Origin of the sequence: Paraclostridium sp., from assembly GCF_051657365.1 — a bacterium.
Taxonomy (GTDB): Bacteria; Bacillota; Clostridia; order Peptostreptococcales; family Peptostreptococcaceae; genus Paraclostridium.
Window position 1 is genome coordinate 1 of sequence record NZ_JBOFKN010000013.1, and the last position, 21819, is coordinate 21819.

Sequence of the window (21819 nt, forward strand, 5' to 3'; positions counted from 1 at the left end):
ATCCAAATGAACATAGAGTTAATAAACTCAATAGCAATAGAAGAAGGATTAAGATTTGCAATAAGAGAAGGTGGAAGAACAGTAGCATCAGGTGTTGTTGCTTCTATAGTAGAATAATTCTCTTATTCTTAACATAAATAAAAAGAAAGATGAATATTCATCTTTCTTTTTTTGTTCTAAAAAACAATGTAATTTAAAAAAATTATCTAAACTTTGGAAGTATGAAAATTATTGACAAAGTTATTAAAAAAAGATATACTAACGTAGTACCCGTAAAGATCCTCAACAAAAAAATGTAATGAAGATTACATATAAAAAATATTTTGTAAAATCATAAAAAAAACTTGAAAAAAAGTAAAAAATGATATAAAATATAATAGTGTGCTTGAGAGATGCGAAATGTAAGAAAAAGTAAAGTAATATCCTAGAGATAGGCGACGAGATGCCGGTTTTTTAAAAAACACAACACACCCGGAACTGTGTATCGGTATCAGTCGTGCGTAACTAAAAAATTTAAACGTACGATAAAGGAGGGAAACTAAAATGGCTAACAATGGAAAAATAAGAATAAGATTAAAGTCATATGATCACAAATTATTAGATTTTTCAGCTGGAAAAATAGTTGAAACTGCTAAAAAAGCTGGATCACAAGTTTCAGGACCTGTGCCACTACCAACTGAAAAGCAAGTTATAACTATATTAAGAGCTGTACACAAGTATAAAGACTCTAGAGAGCAGTTCGAAATAAGAACTCATAAGAGATTAATAGACATAGCAAATCCAACACCTAAAACAGTTGACTCATTAATGAAGTTAGACTTACCAGCTGGTGTTGATATAGAAATAAAGTTATAAGATAAGCCTCTAAGATACGATCCTATAAGGCAACTATCTTAGAATGATTATGAAAATTCATAATCCGCTGTAAGATTATAGGAGGTGCGATATGAAAGGAATATTAGGTAAGAAGTTAGGAATGACTCAAATATTCACTGAAGCAGGGAATGTAGTACCTGTAACTGTTGTTGAAGCAGGACCAGTAGTGGTTACTCAAATAAAAACAATAGAAAAAGAAGGATACAATGCAGTTCAAATAGGTTTCCAAGATGCTAAAGAGAAATCTTTAAACAAGCCTCAAAAAGGACATCTTGCTGCTGCTAACGTATTAAAGAAACACTTAAAAGAATTCAGAATGGATTCAGTTGAAGAGTTCACAGTAGGACAAGAAATGAAGGCTGACATATTTGCAGCTGGAGAAATGATAGATGTTACTGGAACAAGTAAAGGTAAGGGATTCCAAGGTCCTATAAAAAGACATGGACAATCTAGAGGTCCTGAATCTCACGGTTCTAGATACCACAGAAGACCAGGTTCAATGGGAGCATGTTCTTTCCCAGGTAGAGTTTTCAAAAACAAAAAACTAGCTGGTCACATGGGTAGCGTTACAGTAACTGTTCAAAACTTAGAAGTAGTTAGAGTAGATGCTGAAAAGAACCTTATATTAGTTAAAGGTGCTATACCAGGAGCTAAAGGTTCAGTAGTAACTATAAAAGAAGCAGTTAAGGCTTCTAAATAATAACTAACCTAAGAAAGGAGGAAGCACAATGCCAAAATTAAATATATTAAATGTTAATGGACAAAATGTTGGAGAAATCGAATTAGCAGAAGCTATATTCGGTGTTGAAGTTAACGAGCACGTTTTATACGAAGTAGTTAAGAATCAATTAGCAAACAAGAGACAAGGTACTCAATCTGCTAAAACTAGAGCAGAAGTTAGAGGTGGCGGAAGAAAACCTTGGAAACAAAAAGGAACTGGTAGAGCTAGACAAGGTTCTATAAGAGCTGTACAATGGGTTGGTGGAGGAGTTGCTTTTGCACCTAAGCCAAGAGATTACAGTTACACTTTACCAAAGAAAGTTAGAAGATTAGCTATAAAATCAGCTTTATCATCTAAAGTTCAAAATAGCGAAGTAATAGTTTTAGATGCTTTAAACATGGAAGCTCCAAAAACTAAAGAATTCGTTCAAATATTAAAAAACATAAATGCTTCTAAGAAAGCTTTAGTAGTAACAGCTGAAAAGAACGAGAACGTTGTAAAATCAGCTAGAAACATAGAAGGTGTTCAAGCTGCTACAGTTAACACTATAAACGTTTATGACATATTAAAGTACGATACTTTCGTAATAACTACAGATGCAGTTAAGAAAGTGGAGGAGGTGTACGCATAATGACTAATCCACATGATATAATAATGAAGCCAGTTGTAACTGAGCAAAGTATGACTGAAATGGTTGGAAAGAAATATACTTTTGTTGTTGCTAAAAGCGCAAACAAAACTGAAATAAAAAAAGCTGTAGAAAGCATATTCGGAGTTAAAGTTGATAAAGTAAACACTTTAAATTACGATGGAAAAGTTAAGAGAATGGGTAGATACGAAGGAAGAACTGCAAGTTTCAAGAAAGCAGTAGTTAAGTTAACTGCTGATAGTAAAGAAATAGAATTCTTCCAAGGTATGTAATTGACCTTAATAAACGAAGGAGGGAAAACAGATGGCTATAAAAAAGTTTAGACCAACTTCTCCTGCCTTAAGACAAATGACAGTTTTAGTTTCTGATGAAATAACTTGTAACGAACCAGAGAAATCTCTTTTAGTTTCGTTAAAGAAGCATTCAGGTAGAAACGTACATGGTAAAATAACTGTTCGTCACAGAGGTGGAGGAAACAGAAGAAAATATAGAATAATAGATTTCAAGAGAAACAAAGATGGAATACCTGCAAAAGTTGCTACTGTTGAGTATGATCCAAACAGAACTGCTAACATAGCATTATTAAACTATGCTGATGGGGAAAAGAGATATATATTAGCTCCAGTTGGAATACAAGTTGGGGATACATTATTATCAGGACCTGAAGCAGATATAAAGCCAGGTAACGCAATGGCATTAAAAGATATGCCAGTTGGTACAGTAGTACACAACGTAGAATTAAAGCCAGGAAAAGGAGCTCAGTTAGTTAGATCTGCTGGAGCATCTGCTCAATTAATGGCTAAAGAAGGTAAAAATGCATTATTAAGATTACCATCTGGAGAGATGAGATTAGTAAGCATAAACTGTAAAGCTACTATAGGACAAGTTGGAAACTTAGAACACGGTAACGTTGTTATAGGTAAAGCTGGTAGAAAAAGACATATGGGTATAAGACCTACTGTAAGAGGATCTGTAATGAACCCTTGTGACCATCCACACGGTGGAGGGGAAGGTAGATCTCCAATAGGTAGAGCTAATCCAGTTACTCCTTGGGGTAAACCAGCACTTGGATACAAAACTAGAAAGAAAAATAAAGCTTCTGATAAGTTAATAGTATCAAGAAGAACTAAATAATAGATTCACTTTTGCTCGAAAGGAGGAAATTAAATGTCAAGATCAACTAAAAAAGGACCTTTTATACATGCAAGACTTTTAAAGAAGATAGAAGATATGAACGCTTCTGGAAATAGAGAAGTTATAAAGACTTGGTCAAGATCTTCAACTATATTCCCACAAATGGTTGAACATACAATAGCTGTACATGACGGAAGAAAGCATGTTCCAGTTTATGTAACTGAAGATATGGTTGGACACAAGTTAGGTGAATTCGTTCCTACAAGAACTTTCAAAGGGCACAAGGACGACGAAAAATCTAATAAGAGAAGATAATTAAGATCTAACTAAGGAAGGAGGAAATTGTAATGGAAGCAAAAGCTACTGCAAAATACGTACGTGTATCACCTAGAAAAGCAGGTCAAATATGCGGCCTTGTTAGAGGAAAAAATGTTGATGAAGCTTTAGCAATATTAAAGTATACTCCAAGAGGAGCTGCTTCAATAATAGCTAAGGTTGTAAAATCAGCGAAAGCTAATGCAGAAAACAATCATGAAATGGATGTTGAAAATTTATATATAGCTTCAATAGTTGCTAATCAAGGGCCAACTATGAAGAGATTCATGCCTAGAGCTATGGGTCGTGCAACTATGATAAGAAAGAGAACATCTCATATAGAGGTTGTTCTTAAAGAAAAAAATAATAGATAGATAGGAGGGAAACATATGGGTCAAAAGGTTAATCCACACGGTTTAAGAGTCGGTGTTATAAAAGACTGGGACTCAAGATGGTTCGCAACTGATAAAAAAGAGTTCGGAAACTTATTATTAGAAGACCATAATATACGTAAATTCTTAAAGAATAAATTATACTCAGCTGGTGTTGCTAAGATAGAAATAGAGAGATCAGCAAACAAATTAAAACTAGACTTACACGTTGCTAAGCCAGGTGTAGTTATAGGTAAAGGTGGAGCTGGAATAGAAGCTCTTAAAGCTGAGTTAGAAAAAATGACTAAGAAAAATGTTATAGTTAACATAGTTGAAGTTAGAAACCCAGATAGAGAAGCTCAATTAGTAGCTGAAAATATAGCGTTAGCTATAGAAAGAAGGGTTGCTTTCAGAAGAGCTATGAAGCAAGCTATACAAAGAGCTATGAAGTCAGGAGTTAAAGGAATAAAAGTTTCTGCTTCTGGTAGACTTGGTGGAGCTGAAATGGCTAGAACTGAAGGATACAGTGAAGGAAATGTACCTCTTCAAACTATAAGATCTGACATAGAGTACGGATTTGCTGAAGCAAACACTACTTATGGAAAGACTGGTATAAAAGTTTGGATATGCAACGGAGAAGTTTTACCAACTAGAAACGGTGTAAATCCAAGAGAAGAAAGAAGAGACAACAACAGAAGAGATAGAAGAGACAACAGAAGAGACAACAGAAGAAACGATAGAAGAAATGATAGATCTAACAACAATAGATCAAATGATAGATCAAACAACAGAGGACCAAGACCTCAAAGAACTGAGAACAAACAAGCTTAGTAAAAGCACAGTTAAGGAAGGAGGAAAATACTCATGTTAATGCCAAAAAGAGTAAAACGTCGTAGAGTACACAGAGGTAGTTTAGCTGGAAAGGCTCATAAAGGTAACAAAGTTACTTATGGAGAGTTCGGTTTAGTTGCTTTAGAGCCATCATGGATAACTTCTAACCAAATAGAAGCTGCCAGAATAGCTATGACTAGATATATAAAAAGAGGGGGAAAAGTTTGGATAAAGATATTCCCTCATAAACCAGTTACAAGAAAACCTGCAGAAACTCGTATGGGTGCTGGTAAAGGTTCACCTGAGTACTGGGTAGCAGTAGTAAAACCAGGAAGAGTAATGTTCGAATTAGCAGGTGTTTCTGAAGATAAAGCTAGAGAAGCAATGAGACTTGCTATGCATAAACTTCCAATCAAATGTAAGTTTGTGAAACGTGAAGATTTAGAAGTAGAGGGTGGTGAATAGGATGAAAGCTAATGAACTAAGAGATTTAACAAGCGAAGAATTAATGAACAAGTTAAATGGTTTTAAAAGTGAATTATTTAGCTTAAGATTCCAATTAGCTACTGGTCAATTAGAAAATACAGCTAGAATAAAATTCGTTAAGAAAGATATAGCTAGAGTTAAGACTATTCTTGCTGAAAGAAAGTTAAACGAAACTAGAGCTTAATTTTGGAAAGGAGGCTGTCAAACATGGAAAGAGGAAGAAGAAAAGTTAGAATAGGCCGTGTTGTTAGTGATAAAATGGATAAAACAATAGTTGTTGCTGTTGAAGATTTCGTACGTCATCCATTATATAACAAACCAGTTAAAAGAACTAAGAAATTTAAGGCTCACGATGAAAACAACGTATGTAACATCGGTGACAGAGTAAGAATAATGGAAACTAGACCTTTATCTAAAGATAAGAGATTCAGACTAGTTGACGTTATCGAGAAAGTTAAGTAGTTTGTAGAGAAGGAGGGATTACGATATGATACAACAAGAATCACGTCTAAGAGTTGCTGATAACTCAGGAGCTAAAGAAATCTTAACTATTCGTGTATTAGGCGGAAGTAAGAGAAGATATGGTAACATAGGTGACGTTATAGTTGCAACTGTTAAAAGTGCAACACCAGGTGGAGTTGTAAAAAAAGGTAAAGTAGTTAAAGCTGTTATAGTAAGAACTAAGCAAGGCGTAAGACGTAAAGATGGTAGTTATATATCATTTGACGAGAATGCTGCAGTTATCATAAAAGATGATAAAACTCCAGTGGGAACTCGTATATTCGGGCCTGTTGCTAGAGAGTTAAGAGACAACGACTTTATGAAGATAGTATCTCTTGCTCCAGAAGTACTATAATAAGGAGGTGCAATAGGACATGATGCGTGTAAAAAAAGGTGACACTGTTGTAGTTATAGCAGGTAAAGATAAAGGTAAAAAAGGTACAGTTACTAAGGTTTTCACTAAAACTAATAAAGTATTAGTTGAAGGTGCTAACGTAATAACTAAACACCAAAAGCCAACTGCTGTTAACCCACAAGGTGGAATAATAAACAAAGAAGCCCCAATACACATATCTAACGTAATGCCAGTTGATTCTGAAACAGGAAAAGGTACTAGAGTTAGATTTGAAGTTAAAGATGGGAAAAAAGTTAGAGTATCAGTAAAGAGCGGAAAAGAATTATAATAAGCTTGGAAGGAGGGACCAGAAATGACTTCTAGATTACAAGAAAAATATCTAAAAGAAGTTGCTCCAGCTTTAATGGAGAAATTTGGATACAAAAACGTTATGGAAATACCTAAGTTAGACAAAATAGTAATAAACATGGGTATAGGTGATGCAAGAGAAAATCCAAAAGGATTAGAAGCTGCGGTTGCAGAACTAGAAATGATAACTGGACAAAAGCCAGTTATAACTAAAGCTAGAAAATCAGTAGCTAACTTCAAGTTAAGAGAAGGAGTACCTGTTGGAACTAAAGTTACTTTAAGAGCTGACAAAATGTACTACTTCATGGACAAGTTAGTGAACATATCTTTACCAAGAGTTAGGGACTTCAGAGGAGTTAATGCTAATGCATTTGACGGAAGAGGAAACTACGCTTTAGGTTTAAAAGAGCAATTTATATTCCCTGAAATAGAGTACGACAAGGTTGACAAAGTAAGAGGAATGGATGTAATATTCGTAACTACAGCTAAAACTGATGAAGAAGCTAGTGAGTTATTAAGATTATTAGGAATGCCATATTCTAAGTAAATAAAGGAGGGATTCCAGTGGCTAGAAAAGCGATGGTTGTGAAACAACAAAAAAAGCAAAAGTATGCGACTAGAGAATACACTAGATGTACAATATGTGGTAGACCACATTCTGTATTAAGAAAATTCGGTATATGCCGTATATGCTTTAGAGAATTAGCTTATAAAGGTCAAATACCTGGTGTAAGAAAAGCAAGTTGGTAAGACTTGGTTAAAATGGAAGGAGGTTTACAATATGACAATGACAGATCCAATAGCAGATATGTTAACACGTATAAGAAATGCTAACATGGTTAAACACGAAACTGTTGATGTTCCTGCTTCTAATATGAAGAAAGAATTAGCTAGAATCTTATTAGAAGAAGGTTTCATAAGAGGTTACGATGTTATAGAAGATGGAAAACAAGGAATAATAAGAATACAATTAAAGTACGGACAAATAGGCGAAAGAGTTATAACAGGATTAAAGAGAATATCTAAGCCTGGTATGAGAGTTTTTGCTGCTAAAGAAGAGTTACCAAAAGTATTAAACGGATTAGGTATATCAATAATATCTACTTCAAAAGGTATATTAACTGATAAGCAAGCTAGAAACGAAGGCGTTGGTGGAGAAGTAATCTGCTACGTTTGGTAATATAAACGAACAATGTAAGGAGGTGCAACTATGTCAAGAATAGGTGTTAAACCAATAACTGTTCCTGCAGGTGTTGAAGTAACTATAGCTGAGGATAACTTAGTTACAGTAAAAGGGCCAAAAGGAACATTAGTTAAGCAATTCAGCAATGAATTAACTATAAAACAAGAAGAAAATACTATATTAGTTGAGAGACCAACTAATAATAAGAAACATAGATCTTTACACGGATTAACTAGAACTTTAATAGATAACATGGTAGTAGGTGTTACTGCTGGTTTCGAGAAGAAGTTAGAGTTAGTTGGTGTTGGGTACAGAGCTCAAAAGCAAGGAAACAAATTAGTTATGAACTTAGGATACTCTCATACAGTTGATATGGTAGATCCAGAAGGAATAACTGTTGAGTCTCCAAATCAAACTGAATTAGTTGTTAAAGGAATCGACAAGCAATTAGTAGGAAATTATGCTGCTAAGATAAGAGCTTGGAGAGAGCCAGAGCCATACAAAGGTAAAGGTATAAGATACGCTGGTGAAGTTGTAAGACGTAAAGAAGGTAAAACTGGTAAGAAATAATACCAAACATAAAAGCTAGAAAGGAGTGATCTCTGTGTTAAAAAAAGCTAACAAAAACGCAAATAGACTTCAAAGACATAAGAGAGTTCGTAGTAAAATAGCTGGAACTACTCAAAGACCAAGATTATGTATATTTAGAAGTTCTAATAACATATATGCTCAAATAATAGATGATACTAACAGAGTAACTGTTGTTTCTGCATCTTCTTTAGATGCTGAGGTAAAAGGTGCTGTTAATCATGCAGGAAACAAAGATGCAGCTAGAAAAGTTGGAGAACTTGTTGCAAAAAGAGCTGTAGAAAAAGGTATAACTGAAGTTGTATTTGACAGAGGTGGATACTTATATCACGGAAGAGTTCAAGAATTAGCTGAAGGTGCTAGAGAAGCTGGACTTAAGTTCTAATACAAAGGAGGGAAAATAATGCTACGTCGTAAACCAATAGATGCAAGACAACTTGATCTTCAAGAGAAAGTTATCGAAGTAAGACGTGTTACTAAGGTTGTTAAAGGTGGTAGAAACTTTAGATTTGCAGCTTTAGTAGTAGTTGGAGATGAAAACGGACACGTTGGTATAGGAACTGGTAAAGCAATGGAAGTACCAGATGCTATAAGAAAAGCAGTTGAAGATGCTAAGAAAAATTTAATAACTGTACCTATGGTTGGTACAACTATACCTCACCAAACAAACGGACATTTTGGTGCTGGAAAAATATTAATAATGCCTGCTGCGCAAGGTACAGGAGTTATAGCTGGAGGACCTGCTAGAGCGGTACTTGAGTTAGCTGGATTAAAGGATGTTAGAGCTAAATCTTTAGGAACTAACAATCCAAGAAATATGGTAAATGCTACAATAGAAGGTTTAAAATCTTTAAGAACAGCTGAAGATATAGCTAAACTTAGAGGTAAAAAAGTAGAAGATCTTCTAGGGTAAGGAGGTAGTAAAAAATGGCTAAATTACAAATAAAATTAGTTAGAAGTACAATAGGAACTACTCCTAACCAAAGAAAGAACGTAGAAGCGTTAGGATTAAGAAGAAGAGAGCAAGTAGTTGTTAAAGAAGACAACGCTCAAATGAGAGGTATAATAGCTAAAGTTAGTCACTTAGTAGAAGTTACTGAAATAGCTGAATAATAAATTAAACAATACTAAGGGAGGTGCAATCCATGAAGTTACATGAATTAAGACCTGCTGAAGGTGCAGTTTCATCTAAAAAGAGATTAGGTAGAGGTACTGCTACTGGACAAGGTAAAACTTCAGGACGTGGACAAAAAGGTCAAAAGTCTCGTTCAGGTGGTGGAGTAAGAGTTGGATTCGAAGGTGGACAAATGCCACTTGCTAGAAGACTTCCTAAGAGAGGATTTAAAAATCCTTGTAAGAAAGTTTACTCACTAGTTAACGTAGAAACTTTAAATAGATTCGAAAATGGAACAGAAATAACAGCTGAATTACTTAAAGCAACTAGAGTAATAAGCAAAATAGAAAAAGACGGCGTTAAAATCTTAGGTGAAGGTAACTTAGAAAAAGCTTTAACTATAAAAGCTGCTAAGTTTACTACTTCAGCGCAAGAAAAAATAGAAAAAGCTGGAGGAAAGGCAGAATTAGTTTAATCTAATCTGCTAACTCTTGGCCATAAGGCAGGGGTGAATTTAACGTGCTGTCAAACTTAAAACAAGCTTGGAAAATAAAAGATGTAAGAAGAAAAATTTTATATACTTTGATGATGATTGTTATCTTTAGGATAGGATGTACAATTCCTGTGCCTGGAGTTAATAGAGATATTATAAAGGGAATGGTTGACGGAAACGGTCTTCTTTCCCTGTATAATATGTTTACAGGAGGAGCTTTCAGTAGCTTTACCTTATTTGCATTAGGGATCAGTCCTTATATAACGGCATCTATAATTATTCAACTTTTAACTATTGGATTCCCGTCTCTTGAAGAACTTCAAAAGTCTGGTGAAGAAGGTAAGAAGAAGATAAATAAATACACTAAGTATACAGCATTAGGATTAGCTATAATACAAGCTATCGGTATCACACTAGGAATAGTGAGACGTGCTTTACAAACAGATAGTGTATTTTTTATAGTTACAGTTATAGTTACATTAATATCGGCGAGTATGTTGCTGATGTGGATGGGTGACAAGATCACTGAAAAAGGATTAGGTAACGGAAGTTCTGTAATAATATTTATAGGAATTATATCAAGAATTCCTCAAGACATAACACAAGCTATAGGACAATTCCAAAGTGGAAGTATCGGACTATGGGTTTTAATTGTTATGATTATTGTATCGCTTCTTACAGTAGCTGCGGTTACATATATACAAGAAGCTACAAGAAAAATACCTGTACAGTATGCTAAAAGAGTTGTTGGAAGAAAAACATATGGAGGTCAAAACTCTCATATACCAATGAAGGTAAATCAATCTGGGGTTATACCAGTAATATTTGCAAGTTCATTGTTAGCATTCCCTCAAACTATAGCTATATTTATGGGGAAAGATGCTCAAGCATTTGTAACTAAATTCTTATCTCCTAGTGGAGAACCAGGATTCTGGATTTATTTAGTTATAGAAGTTGTTTTAATAATATTCTTCTCTTATTTCTATACTACTATATCTTTCAATACTGAAGATATAACTAATAATATGAAAAATAGTGGAGGTTTTATACCAGGTATAAGACCAGGTAAACCAACTATGGATTACTTAAATAGAATATTATCAAGATTAACATTAGCAGGAGCTTTATTCTTAGCTGTTATAGCAGTAATTCCATCTGTAATAAGTAAATTTACAGGAATCCATTTAACTATGGCTGGAACATCTTTACTTATAGTAGTTGGAGTTGCATTAGAGCTTAAGAGACAGTTAGAATCAAACTTAGTAATGAGAAGCTATCAAGGCTTCTTAAAATAGATGGAGATGATCATATGAGAATAATATTACTTGGACCTCCTGGTGCGGGCAAGGGTACTCAAGCAGCAGGAATAGTAGAAAAATTCAATATACCTCATATATCAACTGGAGATATATTCAGAAAGAATATAAAAGAAGGTACAGAACTTGGTAAAAAAGCTAAAGGATTTATAGATCAAGGTCTTTTAGTTCCAGATGAATTAACAGTTGGTCTAGTTACAGATAGAATATCTCAACCAGACTGTGAAAGTGGATTCATGTTAGATGGATTTCCAAGAAATGTAGCTCAAGCTCAACATTTAGGTGAATACCTAAAAGAAGTTGGTATATCTTTAGACAAAGTGGTTAACATTGAAGTTGACAAAGATATATTAGTAGGTAGAGCAGTAGGAAGAAGAATATGTAAATCTTGCGGTGCTACTTACCATGTTGAGTTTAATCCTCCAAAAATAGATGGCGTATGCAATGTATGTGGAGGAGAACTTTACCAAAGAGCAGATGATAATGAAGAAACTGTATCAAAGAGAATACAAGTTTATCTTGATGAAACTAAACCTTTAGTTAATTATTATTCTAAAGAAGGTATAATAGCTAATATAAATGGTGAACAATCTATAGATAAGGTATTCGCAGATATAGTTGATGCTCTAGAAAGTGGTAAATAATGATTATTTTGAAATCTAAGCAGCAAATTGAGCTTATGAGAGAATCAGGCAAAATTGTTGCTGAAACACATGAGATTTTAAGAGATGCTATTAAACCGGGAATATCTACTCAAGAGTTAGATATAATAGCTGAAAATCATATTAGAAAATATAATGCTATCCCATCTTTTAAGGGTTATCATGGTTTTAAGGGATCTATATGCGCTTCTATTAATGAAGAAGTTGTACATGGAATTCCTGGGCCAAAGACTTTAAAAGAAGGTGATATTATAAGTATCGATATAGGTGCTTATTATAAAGGATATCATGCAGACTCAGCAAAAACGCATGGAGTAGGTATAATATCTGAAGAAGATAGGAAATTAATAGAAGTAACAAAAGAAAGCTTCTATGAAGGATTAAAGTTTGCTAAACTAGGATGTAGACTTTCTGATATTTCGCACGCAGTACAAACACACGCAGAAAAAAACAATTTTTCTATAGTTAGAGATCTTGTAGGTCATGGAGTTGGCACACAGCTACATGAAGATCCTCAAATACCTAATTATGGACGACCAGGCAAAGGACCTAAACTTAAAGAAGGAATGGTGCTTGCAATTGAACCTATGGTTAACTATGGTACACATTACGTTAAAATGTTAGGGGACGGTTGGACGATTGTTACTATTGACTCTAAAAAGTCAGCTCATTATGAGCATACGATAGCTATTACGGAAGGTGAACCTTTGATATTAACAAAGTTATAATCAAAAAAGTAAGTGGAAATTATACTATCAAAGAAAGTAAGTATAGGGCAAGTAGTTAGAAATTCAGCTGGAAGAAATACAGGTAGATTATTTTTAGTAGTAGAAGTAGTTGATGATGAGTAGATCTTCATATCAGATGGAAAGAAAAGAAAACTTGAAAAACCTAAACTAAAAAAAGTTAAGCACTTGCAAAAGTATGATATAATTAACAATGCTGTTAAAGATATGATAGAATCTAAGGAATCTATTACAAATGCTTTTTTAAGAGCTGAACTTGGAAAGTTAAACAATGTTTAGCTTATTGAATGGAGGTTTGGTTAGTTAATGGCCAAAAAAGATGTTATAGAATTTGAAGGTACAGTTACAGAAAACTTACCTAATGCTATGTTTAAGGTTAAACTAGAAAATGGACACGAAGTTTTATGTCATCTTTCTGGAAAATTAAGAATGAACTTTATAAGAATTCTTGAAGGAGATAAGGTTAATGTTGAACTTTCTCCGTATGACCTTACAAGAGGCAGAATTACTTGGCGTAAGAAGTAGACTAACAATGCTAGTCTAAGGAGGGATTAATAATGAAAGTAAGACCATCAGTAAAACCAATGTGTGAAAAATGTAAAGTAATAAAGAGAAAAGGTAGAGTAATGGTTATATGTGAAAATCCTAAGCACAAGCAAAAGCAAGGCTAATAAATTGTGCTAGCATTTTGTTAAATATTATAGTATAATATTATATTGTGATAATTAACAAGCTTTTTTTGGATTTTATATAAACATGAATCGGAATTCACTTATTATTTAAGAAAATTTAATCATGAAAAAAGTTTAAAAAGTTAAGTTGTAGGAGGTGCAAAATATGGCAAGAATAGCTGGGGTAGATTTACCTAGAGAAAAAAGAGCAGAAATAGGCTTAACATATATCTACGGTATAGGTAAGGCGACTGCTAACGAAATATTAGCTAAAGCTGACATAGATCCTGATGTAAGAATCAAAGATTTATCTGAAGATCAAGTTAATGATTTAAGAAAGATAATAGACAATGATTTCTTAGTTGAAGGAGATTTAAGAAGAGAAATAGCTTTAAACATAAAGAGATTAAGAGATATAAAATGTTACAGAGGTATAAGACATGCTAAAGGTCTTCCTTTAAGAGGACAAAAAACTAAGACTAACGCTAGAACTAGAAAAGGTCCTAGAAAAACTGTATCTCGTAAGAAGAAGAAGTAATAGTTAGAAGAGGAGGGAAGAACAATGGCTAAACCAAAAAAGAAAGTTACACGTGTTAGAAGAAGAGAGCGTAAGAACATAGAACGTGGACATGCTCATATACAATCAACTTTTAACAATACTATAATAACTTTAACAGACGTTCATGGTAACGCGTTATCTGCTGCAAGTTCTGGACAATTAGGATTTAAAGGATCAAGAAAAGCAACTCCATTTGCATCACAAATGGCTGCTGAAACTGCTGCTAAAGCTGCAATGGAACACGGATTAAAGAGTGTAGAAGTATTCGTAAAAGGACCAGGTTCTGGTAGAGAAGCTGCTATAAGAGCTTTACAAGCAACTGGTTTAGAAGTAACTATGATAAAAGATGTTACTCCAATACCACACAACGGATGTAGACCACCAAAAAGAAGAAGAGTGTAATTTAGGAGGTGTAATTAATGGCAAGATATACAGGTGCATCATGTAGACAATGTCGTAGAGAGGGAATGAAATTATTCCTTAAAGGTGACAGATGTTATACTGACAAATGTGCTATAGTTAAGAGAAACTATGCTCCAGGACAACATGGACAAGGAAGAAAGAAAGTTTCTAACTATGGATTACAATTAAGAGAAAAACAAAAAGTTAAGAGAATATATGGAGTTTTAGAAACTCAATTCAGAAACTTATACGAGCGTGCTGAAAAAACTCCTGGTATAACAGGGGAAAACTTACTAAGCTTATTAGAGAGAAGATTAGACAACGTAGTTTACAGAATGGGATTAGCATCTTCTAGAAAAGAAGCTAGACAATTAGTAAGACACGGTCATTTCACTTTAAACGGACATAAGGTAGATATACCTTCTTTAACAGTAGCTAACGGAGATGTTATAACTGTTAAAGAAACATCTAAGTCTTCTGCGAAATTCAAAGGATTAGTAGAAAGTAACTCAAGAATAGCTCCTAAGTGGTTAGATACTAACTTAGAGAACATGACAGCTTCTGTTGTTGCTAATCCAGGAAGAGAAGATATAGATCTTGAAATAGCTGAACACTTAATAATAGAGCTTTACTCTAAGTAATAAGTATAGTTATAAAAAATATTTTAAGATTTTGTTTACCCTCAGTGGATTAATAAATTTTAAGGAGGGTTTTGTCCATGATAGAAATAGAAAAACCAAGAGTAGATATAATTGAAATTAGCGAAGACCATAGATATGGTAAATTCGTTATAGAGCCTCTAGAAAGAGGATATGGAATAACTATAGGTAATGCATTAAGAAGAATATTATTATCATCTTTACCAGGAGTAGCTGTTAATTCTATAAGAATAGATGGAGTTCTTCACGAATTCACAACAGTTCCTGGTGTTAAGGAAGATGTTACTGAAATAATATTGGCATTAAAAGAATTATCAGCGACTATAGATGGTGAAGGTAATAGAACACTTAAAATAGAAGCACAAGGACCATGTACAATAACTGGTGCTGACATAATATGTCCTCCAGATGTTGAAATAATAAGCAAGGATTTACATATAGCTACGCTAGATGAAAATTCTAAATTTAATATGGAAATATCTGTGAACAAAGGAAGAGGATATGTATCTTCTGAAGACAATAAAACAGAGCATATGCCTATAGGAGTTCTTCCTGTAGACTCAATATATACTCCTGTTGAAAAAGTTAGTTACCATGTAGAAAATACTAGAGTTGGTCAAAAATCAGATTACGATAAATTAATACTTGAAGTTTGGACTAATGGAAGTATAAATCCTCAAGAGGGAATATCACTTGCAGCTAAGGTTCTAGTTGAGCATCTTAATCTATTCATAGATTTAACAGAGCATGTAAGCAATGTTGAAATAATGGTAGAAAAAGAAGAAGATCAAAAAGAAAAAGTTCTTGAGATGACTATCGAAGAATTAGACTTATCAGTTAGATCTTACAACTGTTTAAAGAGAGCGGGAATAAATACAGTTGAAGAATTAGCTAATAAATCTGAAGAAGATATGATGAAAGTTAGAAACTTAGGTAAAAAGTCATTAGAAGAAGTAATCCAAAAGTTAGAAGAACTTGGATTAGGTCTTAAACCAAGCGAAGAGTAAGCGCAAAGGAGGGATAAGCATGGCTAAGTACCGTAAATTAGGACGTGTAACTGCTCATAGAAATCTTATGTTAAGAAACTTAGTAACAGATTTACTAAGAGCTGGAAAAATAGAAACTACAGTTACTAGAGCAAAAGAAACTCGTAGAATGGCAGAAAAGATGATAACTCTTGCTAAGAGAGGGGATCTTCATGCTAGAAGACAAGTTTTAGCTTATGTTTTAGATGAGACAGTAGTTAACAACTTATTCACTGAAGTAGCTCCAAAGTATGCTGAGAGAAACGGTGGATATACTAGAATAATAAAAATGGGACCAAGAAGAGGCGACGCTGCTGAAATGGCTCTAATAGAATTAGTATAGTATTTAAAAGATTAGGCTTTTAGCCTAATCTTTTTTTATTGCAAAAAAACTAATATTGATTAGATTATTTATTTAAGATAACTTAATTTAAGGCTAATTTTTGTATTAATCTATAATTTAATCTATGATATAATACAATAGAAATTGTAAATTAATAAACGCTACTAATTTAAAAGGAGAAGAAGTGTATGAAAGATATAGTAAGTGTTAAAGATGTATCATTTGAGTATGTAACTGAAGATAGCACATTTAAAGCTATAGATAACTTAACTTTAAATGTTAAGCAAGGAGAATTTGTTGTAGTTATAGGTCATAATGGATCAGGAAAATCAACACTTTCTAAAAACTTAAATGCAATTCTTATGCCTACAAATGGTGATATATTCATAGATGGATGGAATACAAAAGAAGAAGAACATTTATGGGATATTAGGCAAACTGCTGGTATGGTTTTTCAAAATCCAGATAATCAAATCGTGGCTACTATAATAGAAGAAGATGTGGCTTTTGGGCCTGAAAATTTAGGGATAGATCCTATTGAAATCAGACGAAGAGTTGAAGAATCGTTAAAAAGTGTTGGAATGTATGAATTAAGAGATAGACAACCCCACTTACTATCAGGAGGGCAAAAGCAAAGAGTTGCTATAGCTGGTATAATAGCAATGAAGCCTAAATGTATAATTTTTGATGAAGCTACGGCTATGCTAGATCCATCAGGTAGAAAAGAAGTAATGAAAACTATAAAAAGATTGAATAAAGAAGAAAATATAACTGTAATGCATATAACTCACTTTATGGAAGAAGCTGTTGATGCGGATAGAGTTATTGTAATGGAAAAAGGTAAGAAAGTTTTAGAAGGAACACCTAAACAAGTTTTTTCAAAAGTTGAAAAACTTAAAAGTATAGGACTAGATGTTCCTTATATGACTGAGTTAAGTAAAGACCTTAAAGACGAGGGTATAGACATAGATGGTGATATATTAACTGTGGATGAGATGGTGATGAAATTATGTCAATTATAATAGAGAATTTAACGCATATATATAATGAAGGAATGCCATTTGCTAGCAAAGCACTAGACGATATAAGTTTGAATATAGAAGATGGAGATTTTGTGGGTCTTATAGGACATACAGGTTCAGGAAAGTCGACGTTGATTCAACATTTAAATGGTATATTAAAACCTTCATCAGGTAAAATTTTAATAAATAATTTTGATATAACGGCTAAGGATTTGAATTTAACGGATATAAGAAAAAAAGTTGGAGTTGTATTTCAATATCCTGAATATCAATTATTTGAAGAAACAGTAGCGAAGGATATAGCCTTTGGACCTTCAAATTTAGGTTTAGACGATGTTGAGATAAGCAATAGGACCAAAGCATCTATGGAGGCTGTTGGACTTAACTATGATGAATTTAAAGATAAATCACCTTTTGAGTTATCAGGAGGGCAAAAGCGTAGAGTAGCTATAGCTGGAGTTATAGCTATGAATCCAGAAGTATTAATATTAGATGAGCCTACAGCTGGATTAGACCCTAAAGGAAGAGATGGAATTTTTCATTTAATAAAAACATTACATGATGAGAAGAAAATGACTATAATATTGTCATCTCATAGCATGGATGATATGGCTAAGTTAGTTAAAAATATAATAGTTATGAATGAGGGTAAGATAGAATTTATGGGTTCTACAAGAGAAGTTTTCAAGAATCATGCTAGTAGACTTAAAGAAATTGGATTAGATATACCTCAAGTTTTAGAACTATGTATTAAACTAAGAGATAAAGGCTTTGATATTAGACAAGATATACTTACTATTGAAGAGGCTAAGCAAGAAATAATAAAAGTTATGAGAGGTAAAGGAAAATGTTAAAAGATATAACCATAGGTCAATATTATCCTACCAGCTCGATTGTTCATAAATTGGATGCTAGAGTTAAACTTATAGCAACTTTTATATTTATGGTGTCATTGTTTATAATAAATGAATTTTGGCCATATTTAATAGTGGTAGGAGGCTTGATGACTGTAATCAAGTTATCTAAGATACCTGGGAAATTTATAATTAAAGGACTGAAACCTTTAAAATGGATTATAGTATTTACATTTGTAATTAATGTATTTTTTATACCTGGAGACCCTATATGGTCATTTGGATTCATAAAAATAACTAGTCAAGGGTTAAGTCAAGCTATATTTATGGGGTTAAGACTTATATTTTTAGTTGTAGGAACATCTTTACTTACTCTTACAACATCTCCAATAGAACTTACTGATGGTATAGAAAGATTATTGAATCCCCTAAGAAAAGTTGGATTCCCTGTACATGAATTGGCTATGATGATGACTATTGCGCTTAGATTTATACCTACATTATTAGATGAAACAGATAAGATAATGAAAGCTCAAATGTCTAGAGGAGCTGACTTTGAAAGTAAAAATATAATAAATAGAGCTAAGAACTTAGTTCCATTATTAATACCTCTTTTCATAAGTGCGTTTAGAAGAGCTGATGAATTGGCTATGGCTATGGAAGCTAGATGTTATAGAGGTGGATATAATAGAACTAAGATGAAAGAAAGTATAATGACTAAAGCAGACTATATAGCATACGCTATTCAGTTTATTTATTTAGGAACAATAGTGGTGATTAGATTTATATAAAGAGGTATGGTATGAGAAACATAAAATTAACTATCCAATACAATGGTAAGAACTATTGTGGTTGGCAAAAACAGAATGACTCATTAGGAGTACAGGGTACTATAGAACAAGCTATAAAAGAGATAACAAAGGAAGATATTAAAATAAATGGTTCTGGAAGGACTGATGCAGGAGTGCATGCACTAGGGCAAGTTGCAAATTTTAATACTGACTGTAAGATACCTGTTGATAAAATACCTAATGCGTTAAACTCGAAGCTACCAGAGGATATAGCTATAATAAATGCAGAAGAGAAGGAATTGAATTTTCACTCAAGACATTGTGCAAAAGGAAAAAGATATAGATATATGATATACAATAGTATATACAGAAGTCCTATATATAACGATATAGCTTACTTTGTTAAGTATGATTTGGATTTTGAAAAAATGGAAGAAGAAGCTAAAACATTGATAGGAACACATGATTTTAAAGGATTTATGAGTTCTGGATCATCTGTTGTAAATACTGTTAGAACTATATATGATATAAAAATTTCAAAACAAGAAGAATTAATTATAATAGAAGTAGAGGGTAATGGATTTTTATACAACATGGTAAGGATTTTAGTTGGAACATTAGTTGATATTGGCCGAGGCAGAATAGACACTGACATGTTAAGCATAATAAAATCTAAGACTAGATCGATGGCTGGACATACAGCTCCAGCACATGGATTATTTCTTAAAAAAGTTGATTATTAGCTTGACACGCCAGGGTGCATGTATTAAAATATACAAGAGTGTGTTAATAAGTCCACTTGCCCCGGACTTGACATAGACGGTAAAATATCATATGGAAATAAGATAAGGAGGGACTTGTAATGAAAAGTTATATAGCTAAACCAGCTGACGTACAAAGAAATTGGTACGTAGTTGATGCTGAAGGAAAAACATTAGGTCGTATGGCTACTGAAATAGCTACAATATTAAGAGGAAAGCACAAACCAACTTTCACGCCTCACGTGGATGGTGGAGATTTCGTTGTTGTTGTAAATGCTGAGAAGGTAGTTTTAACAGGAAAGAAATTAGATCAAAAGATGTACAGATACCACACTGGATATGTTGGTGGATTAAAGGAAATAACTTATAGAGAAATGATGGAAAAGAAACCTGAAGAGGTTGTTATGCATGCTGTTAGCGGTATGTTATGTAAGAACAAATTAAGAAGCAGAATGATGACTAGATTAAGAGTATTTGCTGGACCAAACCACGGACACGAAGCTCAAAATCCAGAAGTTTTAAACTTCAAATAATCATAACGGGTGAAAGGAGGAGTTAATCATGGCTAACGTTCAATACTATGGAACAGGAAGAAGAAAACACTCTGTAGCAAGAGTAAGACTAGTTGCAGGTGAAGGAAATATAACAGTTAATGGAAGAAATGTTGAAGAATATTTCAACTATGAAACTTTAATAAGAGATGTTAAACAACCATTAGTTTTAACAGGAAATGAAACTAAATATGATATTATAGTAAAGGTTGAAGGTGGAGGATTCACTGGACAAGCTGGTGCTATAAGACATGGTATATCTAGAGCATTATTAACAGTTGATGCAGAATTAAGAGGTTCTTTAAAGAAAGAAGGATTCTTAACTAGAGATGCTAGAATGAAAGAAAGAAAGAAATACGGATTAAAGGCTGCAAGAAGAGCTCCGCAATTCTCAAAGAGATAATTATATATGTTTATTCAAAGACTTTGGTATATTCCAAAGTCTTTTTTTATATAATATATGGGGTGATATTATATGAAGTACATTAAATGTGTAAGTTTAATTGGAGCGCTTTTGTGTTGTCTTTCTATATTTATATTTGAAGTGAAAAAAAACTCTCAAAATGTTATGTCATATATGCCTGCTACTAATAAGGTTATAATGTTGGATGCTGGGCATGGGGGTATAGATCCTGGGGCTTTAAATGAGGACAAAGATATATTAGAGAAGGATATAAACTTACAAATAACACTGAAGCTAAGAGAACTTCTTGAAGCTAGTGGTTGTTTAGTTTTATTAACGAGAGAAGAAGATGTTAGTTTATATGAAGAAGGTGTAGGTAAAACAACTAGACAGAAATATAATGAAAATCTTAAAAATAGGAAAAAACTAATTAAAGAGTCAGGAGTAGATGCGTTTATATCGATACATTTAAACAAATTTGAACAAAGTAAATATTATGGAGCTCAGACATTTTATCCTGAAGGACAAGATGATAGTAAATTACTATCTAAATTTATTCAAGAAGAATTAAAAAGAGTTGTAGATAAAAGCAATCAGAGAGAAGTTAAGCCTAGTAAAGATATTTACTTATTGAAAGATAATGAAATTCCATCTGTACTAATAGAGTGTGGATTTTTATCTAATGAAAAAGAAACGGATTTATTAAATGATGAAAAATATCAAGAAAAAATTGCTTGGGCTATATATGCAGGAATGCAAAAATATTTTGGTGCAAATATACATAATTAATTTTAAAAAGTTTAAAATAATTCATATATACAAAAATAGACACTTGTATGTATGAGTTATTTTAATTTTATAATAAAAATATAAAAAACTTTTAAAAAAGTGTTGACTCTATGAAGTAAAGGTGATATAGTATTACTTGTCCTTAAGAAAAGGATAAAGCAACTTAAGAACTTTGAAAATTAAACAGTAGGTTAATTATAAAAATTCTTTTTAAAAGAATTAAACACAAACAACCAAGCCAGATATTCAGATAATGATTAGCTGAGCGATGGACAACTTTTTAAATTATATTTGAGAGTT

38 protein-coding genes and 1 pseudogene are annotated in these 21819 nt (G+C 33.0%); all 39 read left to right on the forward strand.

All coding sequences use genetic code 11. The features are described from left to right. A pseudogene (locus tag ACRCYC_RS00520) lies at positions 1–117 on the forward strand (EF-Tu/IF-2/RF-3 family GTPase); the annotation flags it as partial. Between the two features lie 426 nt (positions 118–543). Next, positions 544–855, forward strand: a complete 312-nt coding sequence (gene rpsJ / locus ACRCYC_RS00525; protein WP_438617241.1) for a 30S ribosomal protein S10 — start codon at positions 544–546, stop codon at positions 853–855. A 91-nt stretch (positions 856–946) separates the two neighbouring features. Beyond that, positions 947–1576, forward strand: a complete 630-nt coding sequence (gene rplC / locus ACRCYC_RS00530; protein WP_438617242.1) for a 50S ribosomal protein L3 — start codon at positions 947–949, stop codon at positions 1574–1576. 28 nt (positions 1577–1604) lie between these two features. Next, a complete protein-coding gene (gene rplD, locus ACRCYC_RS00535) occupies positions 1605–2228 on the forward strand; it encodes a 50S ribosomal protein L4 (protein ID WP_438617243.1) in 624 nt (207 codons plus the stop codon). Beyond that, entirely contained in the window at positions 2228–2518 is a 291-nt protein-coding gene (gene rplW, locus ACRCYC_RS00540; protein ID WP_438617244.1) for a 50S ribosomal protein L23, read from the forward strand. Before rplD ends, rplW begins: the two co-directional genes overlap by 1 nt. A 31-nt stretch (positions 2519–2549) precedes the next feature. Continuing rightward, positions 2550–3380: a 50S ribosomal protein L2 gene (gene rplB / locus ACRCYC_RS00545; RefSeq protein ID WP_438617245.1), complete on the forward strand. Its 831-nt coding sequence runs from the start codon at positions 2550–2552 to the stop codon at positions 3378–3380. A 33-nt stretch (positions 3381–3413) separates the two neighbouring features. Next, a complete protein-coding gene (gene rpsS, locus ACRCYC_RS00550; protein ID WP_438617246.1) occupies positions 3414–3695 on the forward strand; it encodes a 30S ribosomal protein S19 in 282 nt (93 codons plus the stop codon). 32 nt (positions 3696–3727) lie between these two features. Then, positions 3728–4069: a 50S ribosomal protein L22 gene (gene rplV, locus ACRCYC_RS00555; RefSeq protein ID WP_438617247.1), complete on the forward strand. Its 342-nt coding sequence runs from the start codon at positions 3728–3730 to the stop codon at positions 4067–4069. A 15-nt stretch (positions 4070–4084) separates the two neighbouring features. Continuing rightward, entirely contained in the window at positions 4085–4897 is an 813-nt protein-coding gene (gene rpsC, locus ACRCYC_RS00560) for a 30S ribosomal protein S3 (protein ID WP_438617248.1), read from the forward strand. 33 nt (positions 4898–4930) lie between these two features. Further along, entirely contained in the window at positions 4931–5362 is a 432-nt protein-coding gene (gene rplP, locus ACRCYC_RS00565) for a 50S ribosomal protein L16 (RefSeq protein ID WP_438617249.1), read from the forward strand. A 1-nt stretch (position 5363) separates the two neighbouring features. Then, complete coding sequence (gene rpmC / locus ACRCYC_RS00570) at positions 5364–5567, forward strand: 50S ribosomal protein L29 (protein ID WP_438617250.1); 204 nt, start codon at positions 5364–5366, stop codon at positions 5565–5567. Positions 5568–5590: 23 nt separating this feature from the next. Continuing rightward, positions 5591–5845 (forward strand): 30S ribosomal protein S17, encoded by a 255-nt coding sequence (gene rpsQ, locus ACRCYC_RS00575; protein WP_438617274.1) that lies wholly within the window; start codon positions 5591–5593, stop codon positions 5843–5845. Positions 5846–5870: 25 nt separating this feature from the next. Further along, positions 5871–6239: a 50S ribosomal protein L14 gene (rplN, locus tag ACRCYC_RS00580; protein WP_438617251.1), complete on the forward strand. Its 369-nt coding sequence runs from the start codon at positions 5871–5873 to the stop codon at positions 6237–6239. A 22-nt stretch (positions 6240–6261) separates the two neighbouring features. Next, the gene (rplX, locus tag ACRCYC_RS00585; protein ID WP_438617275.1) at positions 6262–6567 is read left to right on the forward strand and encodes a 50S ribosomal protein L24; all 306 of its coding nucleotides are present in this window, start codon (positions 6262–6264) and stop codon (positions 6565–6567) included. A gap of 24 nt (positions 6568–6591) precedes the next feature. Next, positions 6592–7134 carry a 50S ribosomal protein L5 gene (gene rplE, locus ACRCYC_RS00590; RefSeq protein WP_438617252.1) on the forward strand — a complete coding sequence of 181 codons (543 nt, stop codon included), beginning with the start codon at positions 6592–6594 and terminating at the stop codon, positions 7132–7134. 17 nt (positions 7135–7151) lie between these two features. Continuing rightward, on the forward strand, positions 7152–7337 hold the full coding sequence (locus tag ACRCYC_RS00595) for a type Z 30S ribosomal protein S14 (RefSeq protein WP_021127555.1): 186 nt from the start codon (positions 7152–7154) through the stop codon (positions 7335–7337). 31 nt (positions 7338–7368) lie between these two features. After that, positions 7369–7767, forward strand: coding sequence for a 30S ribosomal protein S8 (rpsH, locus tag ACRCYC_RS00600; protein WP_438617254.1), 399 nt, complete (start codon positions 7369–7371; stop codon positions 7765–7767). A gap of 30 nt (positions 7768–7797) precedes the next feature. Then, the gene (gene rplF / locus ACRCYC_RS00605; RefSeq protein WP_438617255.1) at positions 7798–8340 is read left to right on the forward strand and encodes a 50S ribosomal protein L6; all 543 of its coding nucleotides are present in this window, start codon (positions 7798–7800) and stop codon (positions 8338–8340) included. A 34-nt stretch (positions 8341–8374) separates the two neighbouring features. Further along, positions 8375–8743, forward strand: coding sequence for a 50S ribosomal protein L18 (gene rplR / locus ACRCYC_RS00610; RefSeq protein ID WP_438617256.1), 369 nt, complete (start codon positions 8375–8377; stop codon positions 8741–8743). An 18-nt stretch (positions 8744–8761) separates the two neighbouring features. Further along, positions 8762–9271 carry a 30S ribosomal protein S5 gene (gene rpsE, locus ACRCYC_RS00615; RefSeq protein WP_278681925.1) on the forward strand — a complete coding sequence of 170 codons (510 nt, stop codon included), beginning with the start codon at positions 8762–8764 and terminating at the stop codon, positions 9269–9271. A gap of 14 nt (positions 9272–9285) precedes the next feature. After that, positions 9286–9471: a 50S ribosomal protein L30 gene (gene rpmD, locus ACRCYC_RS00620; RefSeq protein WP_438617257.1), complete on the forward strand. Its 186-nt coding sequence runs from the start codon at positions 9286–9288 to the stop codon at positions 9469–9471. Between the two features lie 32 nt (positions 9472–9503). Beyond that, entirely contained in the window at positions 9504–9947 is a 444-nt protein-coding gene (gene rplO, locus ACRCYC_RS00625) for a 50S ribosomal protein L15 (protein ID WP_438617258.1), read from the forward strand. Between the two features lie 44 nt (positions 9948–9991). After that, positions 9992–11260, forward strand: coding sequence for a preprotein translocase subunit SecY (secY, locus tag ACRCYC_RS00630; protein WP_438617259.1), 1269 nt, complete (start codon positions 9992–9994; stop codon positions 11258–11260). A 14-nt stretch (positions 11261–11274) separates the two neighbouring features. Further along, on the forward strand, positions 11275–11925 hold the full coding sequence (locus ACRCYC_RS00635) for an adenylate kinase (protein ID WP_438617260.1): 651 nt from the start codon (positions 11275–11277) through the stop codon (positions 11923–11925). Further along, positions 11925–12671, forward strand: coding sequence for a type I methionyl aminopeptidase (gene map / locus ACRCYC_RS00640; protein ID WP_438617261.1), 747 nt, complete (start codon positions 11925–11927; stop codon positions 12669–12671). Before ACRCYC_RS00635 ends, map begins: the two co-directional genes overlap by 1 nt. Positions 12672–12995: 324 nt before the next feature. Beyond that, on the forward strand, positions 12996–13214 hold the full coding sequence (gene infA / locus ACRCYC_RS00645) for a translation initiation factor IF-1 (protein WP_021122032.1): 219 nt from the start codon (positions 12996–12998) through the stop codon (positions 13212–13214). Positions 13215–13246: 32 nt separating this feature from the next. Continuing rightward, complete coding sequence (gene rpmJ / locus ACRCYC_RS00650; protein ID WP_021122033.1) at positions 13247–13360, forward strand: 50S ribosomal protein L36; 114 nt, start codon at positions 13247–13249, stop codon at positions 13358–13360. Positions 13361–13526: 166 nt separating this feature from the next. Continuing rightward, positions 13527–13898, forward strand: coding sequence for a 30S ribosomal protein S13 (gene rpsM, locus ACRCYC_RS00655; protein ID WP_438617262.1), 372 nt, complete (start codon positions 13527–13529; stop codon positions 13896–13898). 24 nt (positions 13899–13922) lie between these two features. Beyond that, on the forward strand, positions 13923–14321 hold the full coding sequence (gene rpsK / locus ACRCYC_RS00660; RefSeq protein WP_438617263.1) for a 30S ribosomal protein S11: 399 nt from the start codon (positions 13923–13925) through the stop codon (positions 14319–14321). 17 nt (positions 14322–14338) lie between these two features. Continuing rightward, positions 14339–14962, forward strand: coding sequence for a 30S ribosomal protein S4 (rpsD, locus tag ACRCYC_RS00665; protein ID WP_438617264.1), 624 nt, complete (start codon positions 14339–14341; stop codon positions 14960–14962). A 77-nt stretch (positions 14963–15039) separates the two neighbouring features. Continuing rightward, complete coding sequence (locus ACRCYC_RS00670) at positions 15040–15987, forward strand: DNA-directed RNA polymerase subunit alpha (protein ID WP_438617265.1); 948 nt, start codon at positions 15040–15042, stop codon at positions 15985–15987. A 19-nt stretch (positions 15988–16006) separates the two neighbouring features. Beyond that, positions 16007–16348, forward strand: coding sequence for a 50S ribosomal protein L17 (rplQ, locus tag ACRCYC_RS00675; RefSeq protein WP_438617266.1), 342 nt, complete (start codon positions 16007–16009; stop codon positions 16346–16348). A 188-nt stretch (positions 16349–16536) separates the two neighbouring features. After that, a complete protein-coding gene (locus ACRCYC_RS00680) occupies positions 16537–17370 on the forward strand; it encodes an energy-coupling factor transporter ATPase (protein WP_438617267.1) in 834 nt (277 codons plus the stop codon). Beyond that, on the forward strand, positions 17358–18224 hold the full coding sequence (locus tag ACRCYC_RS00685) for an energy-coupling factor transporter ATPase (RefSeq protein WP_438617268.1): 867 nt from the start codon (positions 17358–17360) through the stop codon (positions 18222–18224). The genes ACRCYC_RS00680 and ACRCYC_RS00685 overlap by 13 nt, the downstream gene beginning before the upstream one ends. Next, positions 18218–19015, forward strand: a complete 798-nt coding sequence (locus ACRCYC_RS00690; RefSeq protein WP_438617269.1) for an energy-coupling factor transporter transmembrane component T family protein — start codon at positions 18218–18220, stop codon at positions 19013–19015. Before ACRCYC_RS00685 ends, ACRCYC_RS00690 begins: the two co-directional genes overlap by 7 nt. A gap of 11 nt (positions 19016–19026) precedes the next feature. After that, a complete protein-coding gene (gene truA, locus ACRCYC_RS00695) occupies positions 19027–19758 on the forward strand; it encodes a tRNA pseudouridine(38-40) synthase TruA (RefSeq protein WP_438617270.1) in 732 nt (243 codons plus the stop codon). A gap of 119 nt (positions 19759–19877) precedes the next feature. Next, a complete protein-coding gene (gene rplM / locus ACRCYC_RS00700; protein ID WP_438617271.1) occupies positions 19878–20309 on the forward strand; it encodes a 50S ribosomal protein L13 in 432 nt (143 codons plus the stop codon). Positions 20310–20337: 28 nt separating this feature from the next. Beyond that, positions 20338–20730 (forward strand): 30S ribosomal protein S9, encoded by a 393-nt coding sequence (rpsI, locus tag ACRCYC_RS00705; protein ID WP_438617272.1) that lies wholly within the window; start codon positions 20338–20340, stop codon positions 20728–20730. Between the two features lie 72 nt (positions 20731–20802). Beyond that, positions 20803–21519 carry an N-acetylmuramoyl-L-alanine amidase CwlD gene (cwlD, locus tag ACRCYC_RS00710; protein ID WP_438617273.1) on the forward strand — a complete coding sequence of 239 codons (717 nt, stop codon included), beginning with the start codon at positions 20803–20805 and terminating at the stop codon, positions 21517–21519. The last annotated feature ends 300 nt before the right edge of the window (positions 21520–21819 follow it).

Coding starts and splice junctions, on each gene's coding strand:
- rplB (WP_438617245.1), top strand. CDS start 2,550: ATGGCTATAAAAAAGTTTAGACCAACTTCTCCTGCCTTAAGACAAATG.
- rpmJ (WP_021122033.1), top strand. CDS start 13,247: ATGAAAGTAAGACCATCAGTAAAACCAATGTGTGAAAAATGTAAAGTA.
- rpsM (WP_438617262.1), top strand. CDS start 13,527: ATGGCAAGAATAGCTGGGGTAGATTTACCTAGAGAAAAAAGAGCAGAA.
- ACRCYC_RS00680 (WP_438617267.1), top strand. CDS start 16,537: ATGAAAGATATAGTAAGTGTTAAAGATGTATCATTTGAGTATGTAACT.
- rpsQ (WP_438617274.1), top strand. CDS start 5,591: ATGGAAAGAGGAAGAAGAAAAGTTAGAATAGGCCGTGTTGTTAGTGAT.
- rpmD (WP_438617257.1), top strand. CDS start 9,286: ATGGCTAAATTACAAATAAAATTAGTTAGAAGTACAATAGGAACTACT.
- rplP (WP_438617249.1), top strand. CDS start 4,931: ATGTTAATGCCAAAAAGAGTAAAACGTCGTAGAGTACACAGAGGTAGT.
- rplO (WP_438617258.1), top strand. CDS start 9,504: ATGAAGTTACATGAATTAAGACCTGCTGAAGGTGCAGTTTCATCTAAA.
- rpsK (WP_438617263.1), top strand. CDS start 13,923: ATGGCTAAACCAAAAAAGAAAGTTACACGTGTTAGAAGAAGAGAGCGT.
- rpsH (WP_438617254.1), top strand. CDS start 7,369: ATGACAATGACAGATCCAATAGCAGATATGTTAACACGTATAAGAAAT.
- rplM (WP_438617271.1), top strand. CDS start 19,878: ATGAAAAGTTATATAGCTAAACCAGCTGACGTACAAAGAAATTGGTAC.
- ACRCYC_RS00635 (WP_438617260.1), top strand. CDS start 11,275: ATGAGAATAATATTACTTGGACCTCCTGGTGCGGGCAAGGGTACTCAA.
- cwlD (WP_438617273.1), top strand. CDS start 20,803: ATGAAGTACATTAAATGTGTAAGTTTAATTGGAGCGCTTTTGTGTTGT.
- rplX (WP_438617275.1), top strand. CDS start 6,262: ATGCGTGTAAAAAAAGGTGACACTGTTGTAGTTATAGCAGGTAAAGAT.
- rplN (WP_438617251.1), top strand. CDS start 5,871: ATGATACAACAAGAATCACGTCTAAGAGTTGCTGATAACTCAGGAGCT.
- map (WP_438617261.1), top strand. CDS start 11,925: ATGATTATTTTGAAATCTAAGCAGCAAATTGAGCTTATGAGAGAATCA.
- rpmC (WP_438617250.1), top strand. CDS start 5,364: ATGAAAGCTAATGAACTAAGAGATTTAACAAGCGAAGAATTAATGAAC.
- rpsE (WP_278681925.1), top strand. CDS start 8,762: ATGCTACGTCGTAAACCAATAGATGCAAGACAACTTGATCTTCAAGAG.
- rpsJ (WP_438617241.1), top strand. CDS start 544: ATGGCTAACAATGGAAAAATAAGAATAAGATTAAAGTCATATGATCAC.
- rplD (WP_438617243.1), top strand. CDS start 1,605: ATGCCAAAATTAAATATATTAAATGTTAATGGACAAAATGTTGGAGAA.
- infA (WP_021122032.1), top strand. CDS start 12,996: ATGGCCAAAAAAGATGTTATAGAATTTGAAGGTACAGTTACAGAAAAC.
- rplF (WP_438617255.1), top strand. CDS start 7,798: ATGTCAAGAATAGGTGTTAAACCAATAACTGTTCCTGCAGGTGTTGAA.
- rpsS (WP_438617246.1), top strand. CDS start 3,414: ATGTCAAGATCAACTAAAAAAGGACCTTTTATACATGCAAGACTTTTA.
- rpsC (WP_438617248.1), top strand. CDS start 4,085: ATGGGTCAAAAGGTTAATCCACACGGTTTAAGAGTCGGTGTTATAAAA.
- rplV (WP_438617247.1), top strand. CDS start 3,728: ATGGAAGCAAAAGCTACTGCAAAATACGTACGTGTATCACCTAGAAAA.
- rpsD (WP_438617264.1), top strand. CDS start 14,339: ATGGCAAGATATACAGGTGCATCATGTAGACAATGTCGTAGAGAGGGA.
- ACRCYC_RS00685 (WP_438617268.1), top strand. CDS start 17,358: ATGTCAATTATAATAGAGAATTTAACGCATATATATAATGAAGGAATG.
- rpsI (WP_438617272.1), top strand. CDS start 20,338: ATGGCTAACGTTCAATACTATGGAACAGGAAGAAGAAAACACTCTGTA.
- rplC (WP_438617242.1), top strand. CDS start 947: ATGAAAGGAATATTAGGTAAGAAGTTAGGAATGACTCAAATATTCACT.
- rplW (WP_438617244.1), top strand. CDS start 2,228: ATGACTAATCCACATGATATAATAATGAAGCCAGTTGTAACTGAGCAA.
- ACRCYC_RS00690 (WP_438617269.1), top strand. CDS start 18,218: ATGTTAAAAGATATAACCATAGGTCAATATTATCCTACCAGCTCGATT.
- rplQ (WP_438617266.1), top strand. CDS start 16,007: ATGGCTAAGTACCGTAAATTAGGACGTGTAACTGCTCATAGAAATCTT.
- truA (WP_438617270.1), top strand. CDS start 19,027: ATGAGAAACATAAAATTAACTATCCAATACAATGGTAAGAACTATTGT.
- ACRCYC_RS00670 (WP_438617265.1), top strand. CDS start 15,040: ATGATAGAAATAGAAAAACCAAGAGTAGATATAATTGAAATTAGCGAA.
- rplE (WP_438617252.1), top strand. CDS start 6,592: ATGACTTCTAGATTACAAGAAAAATATCTAAAAGAAGTTGCTCCAGCT.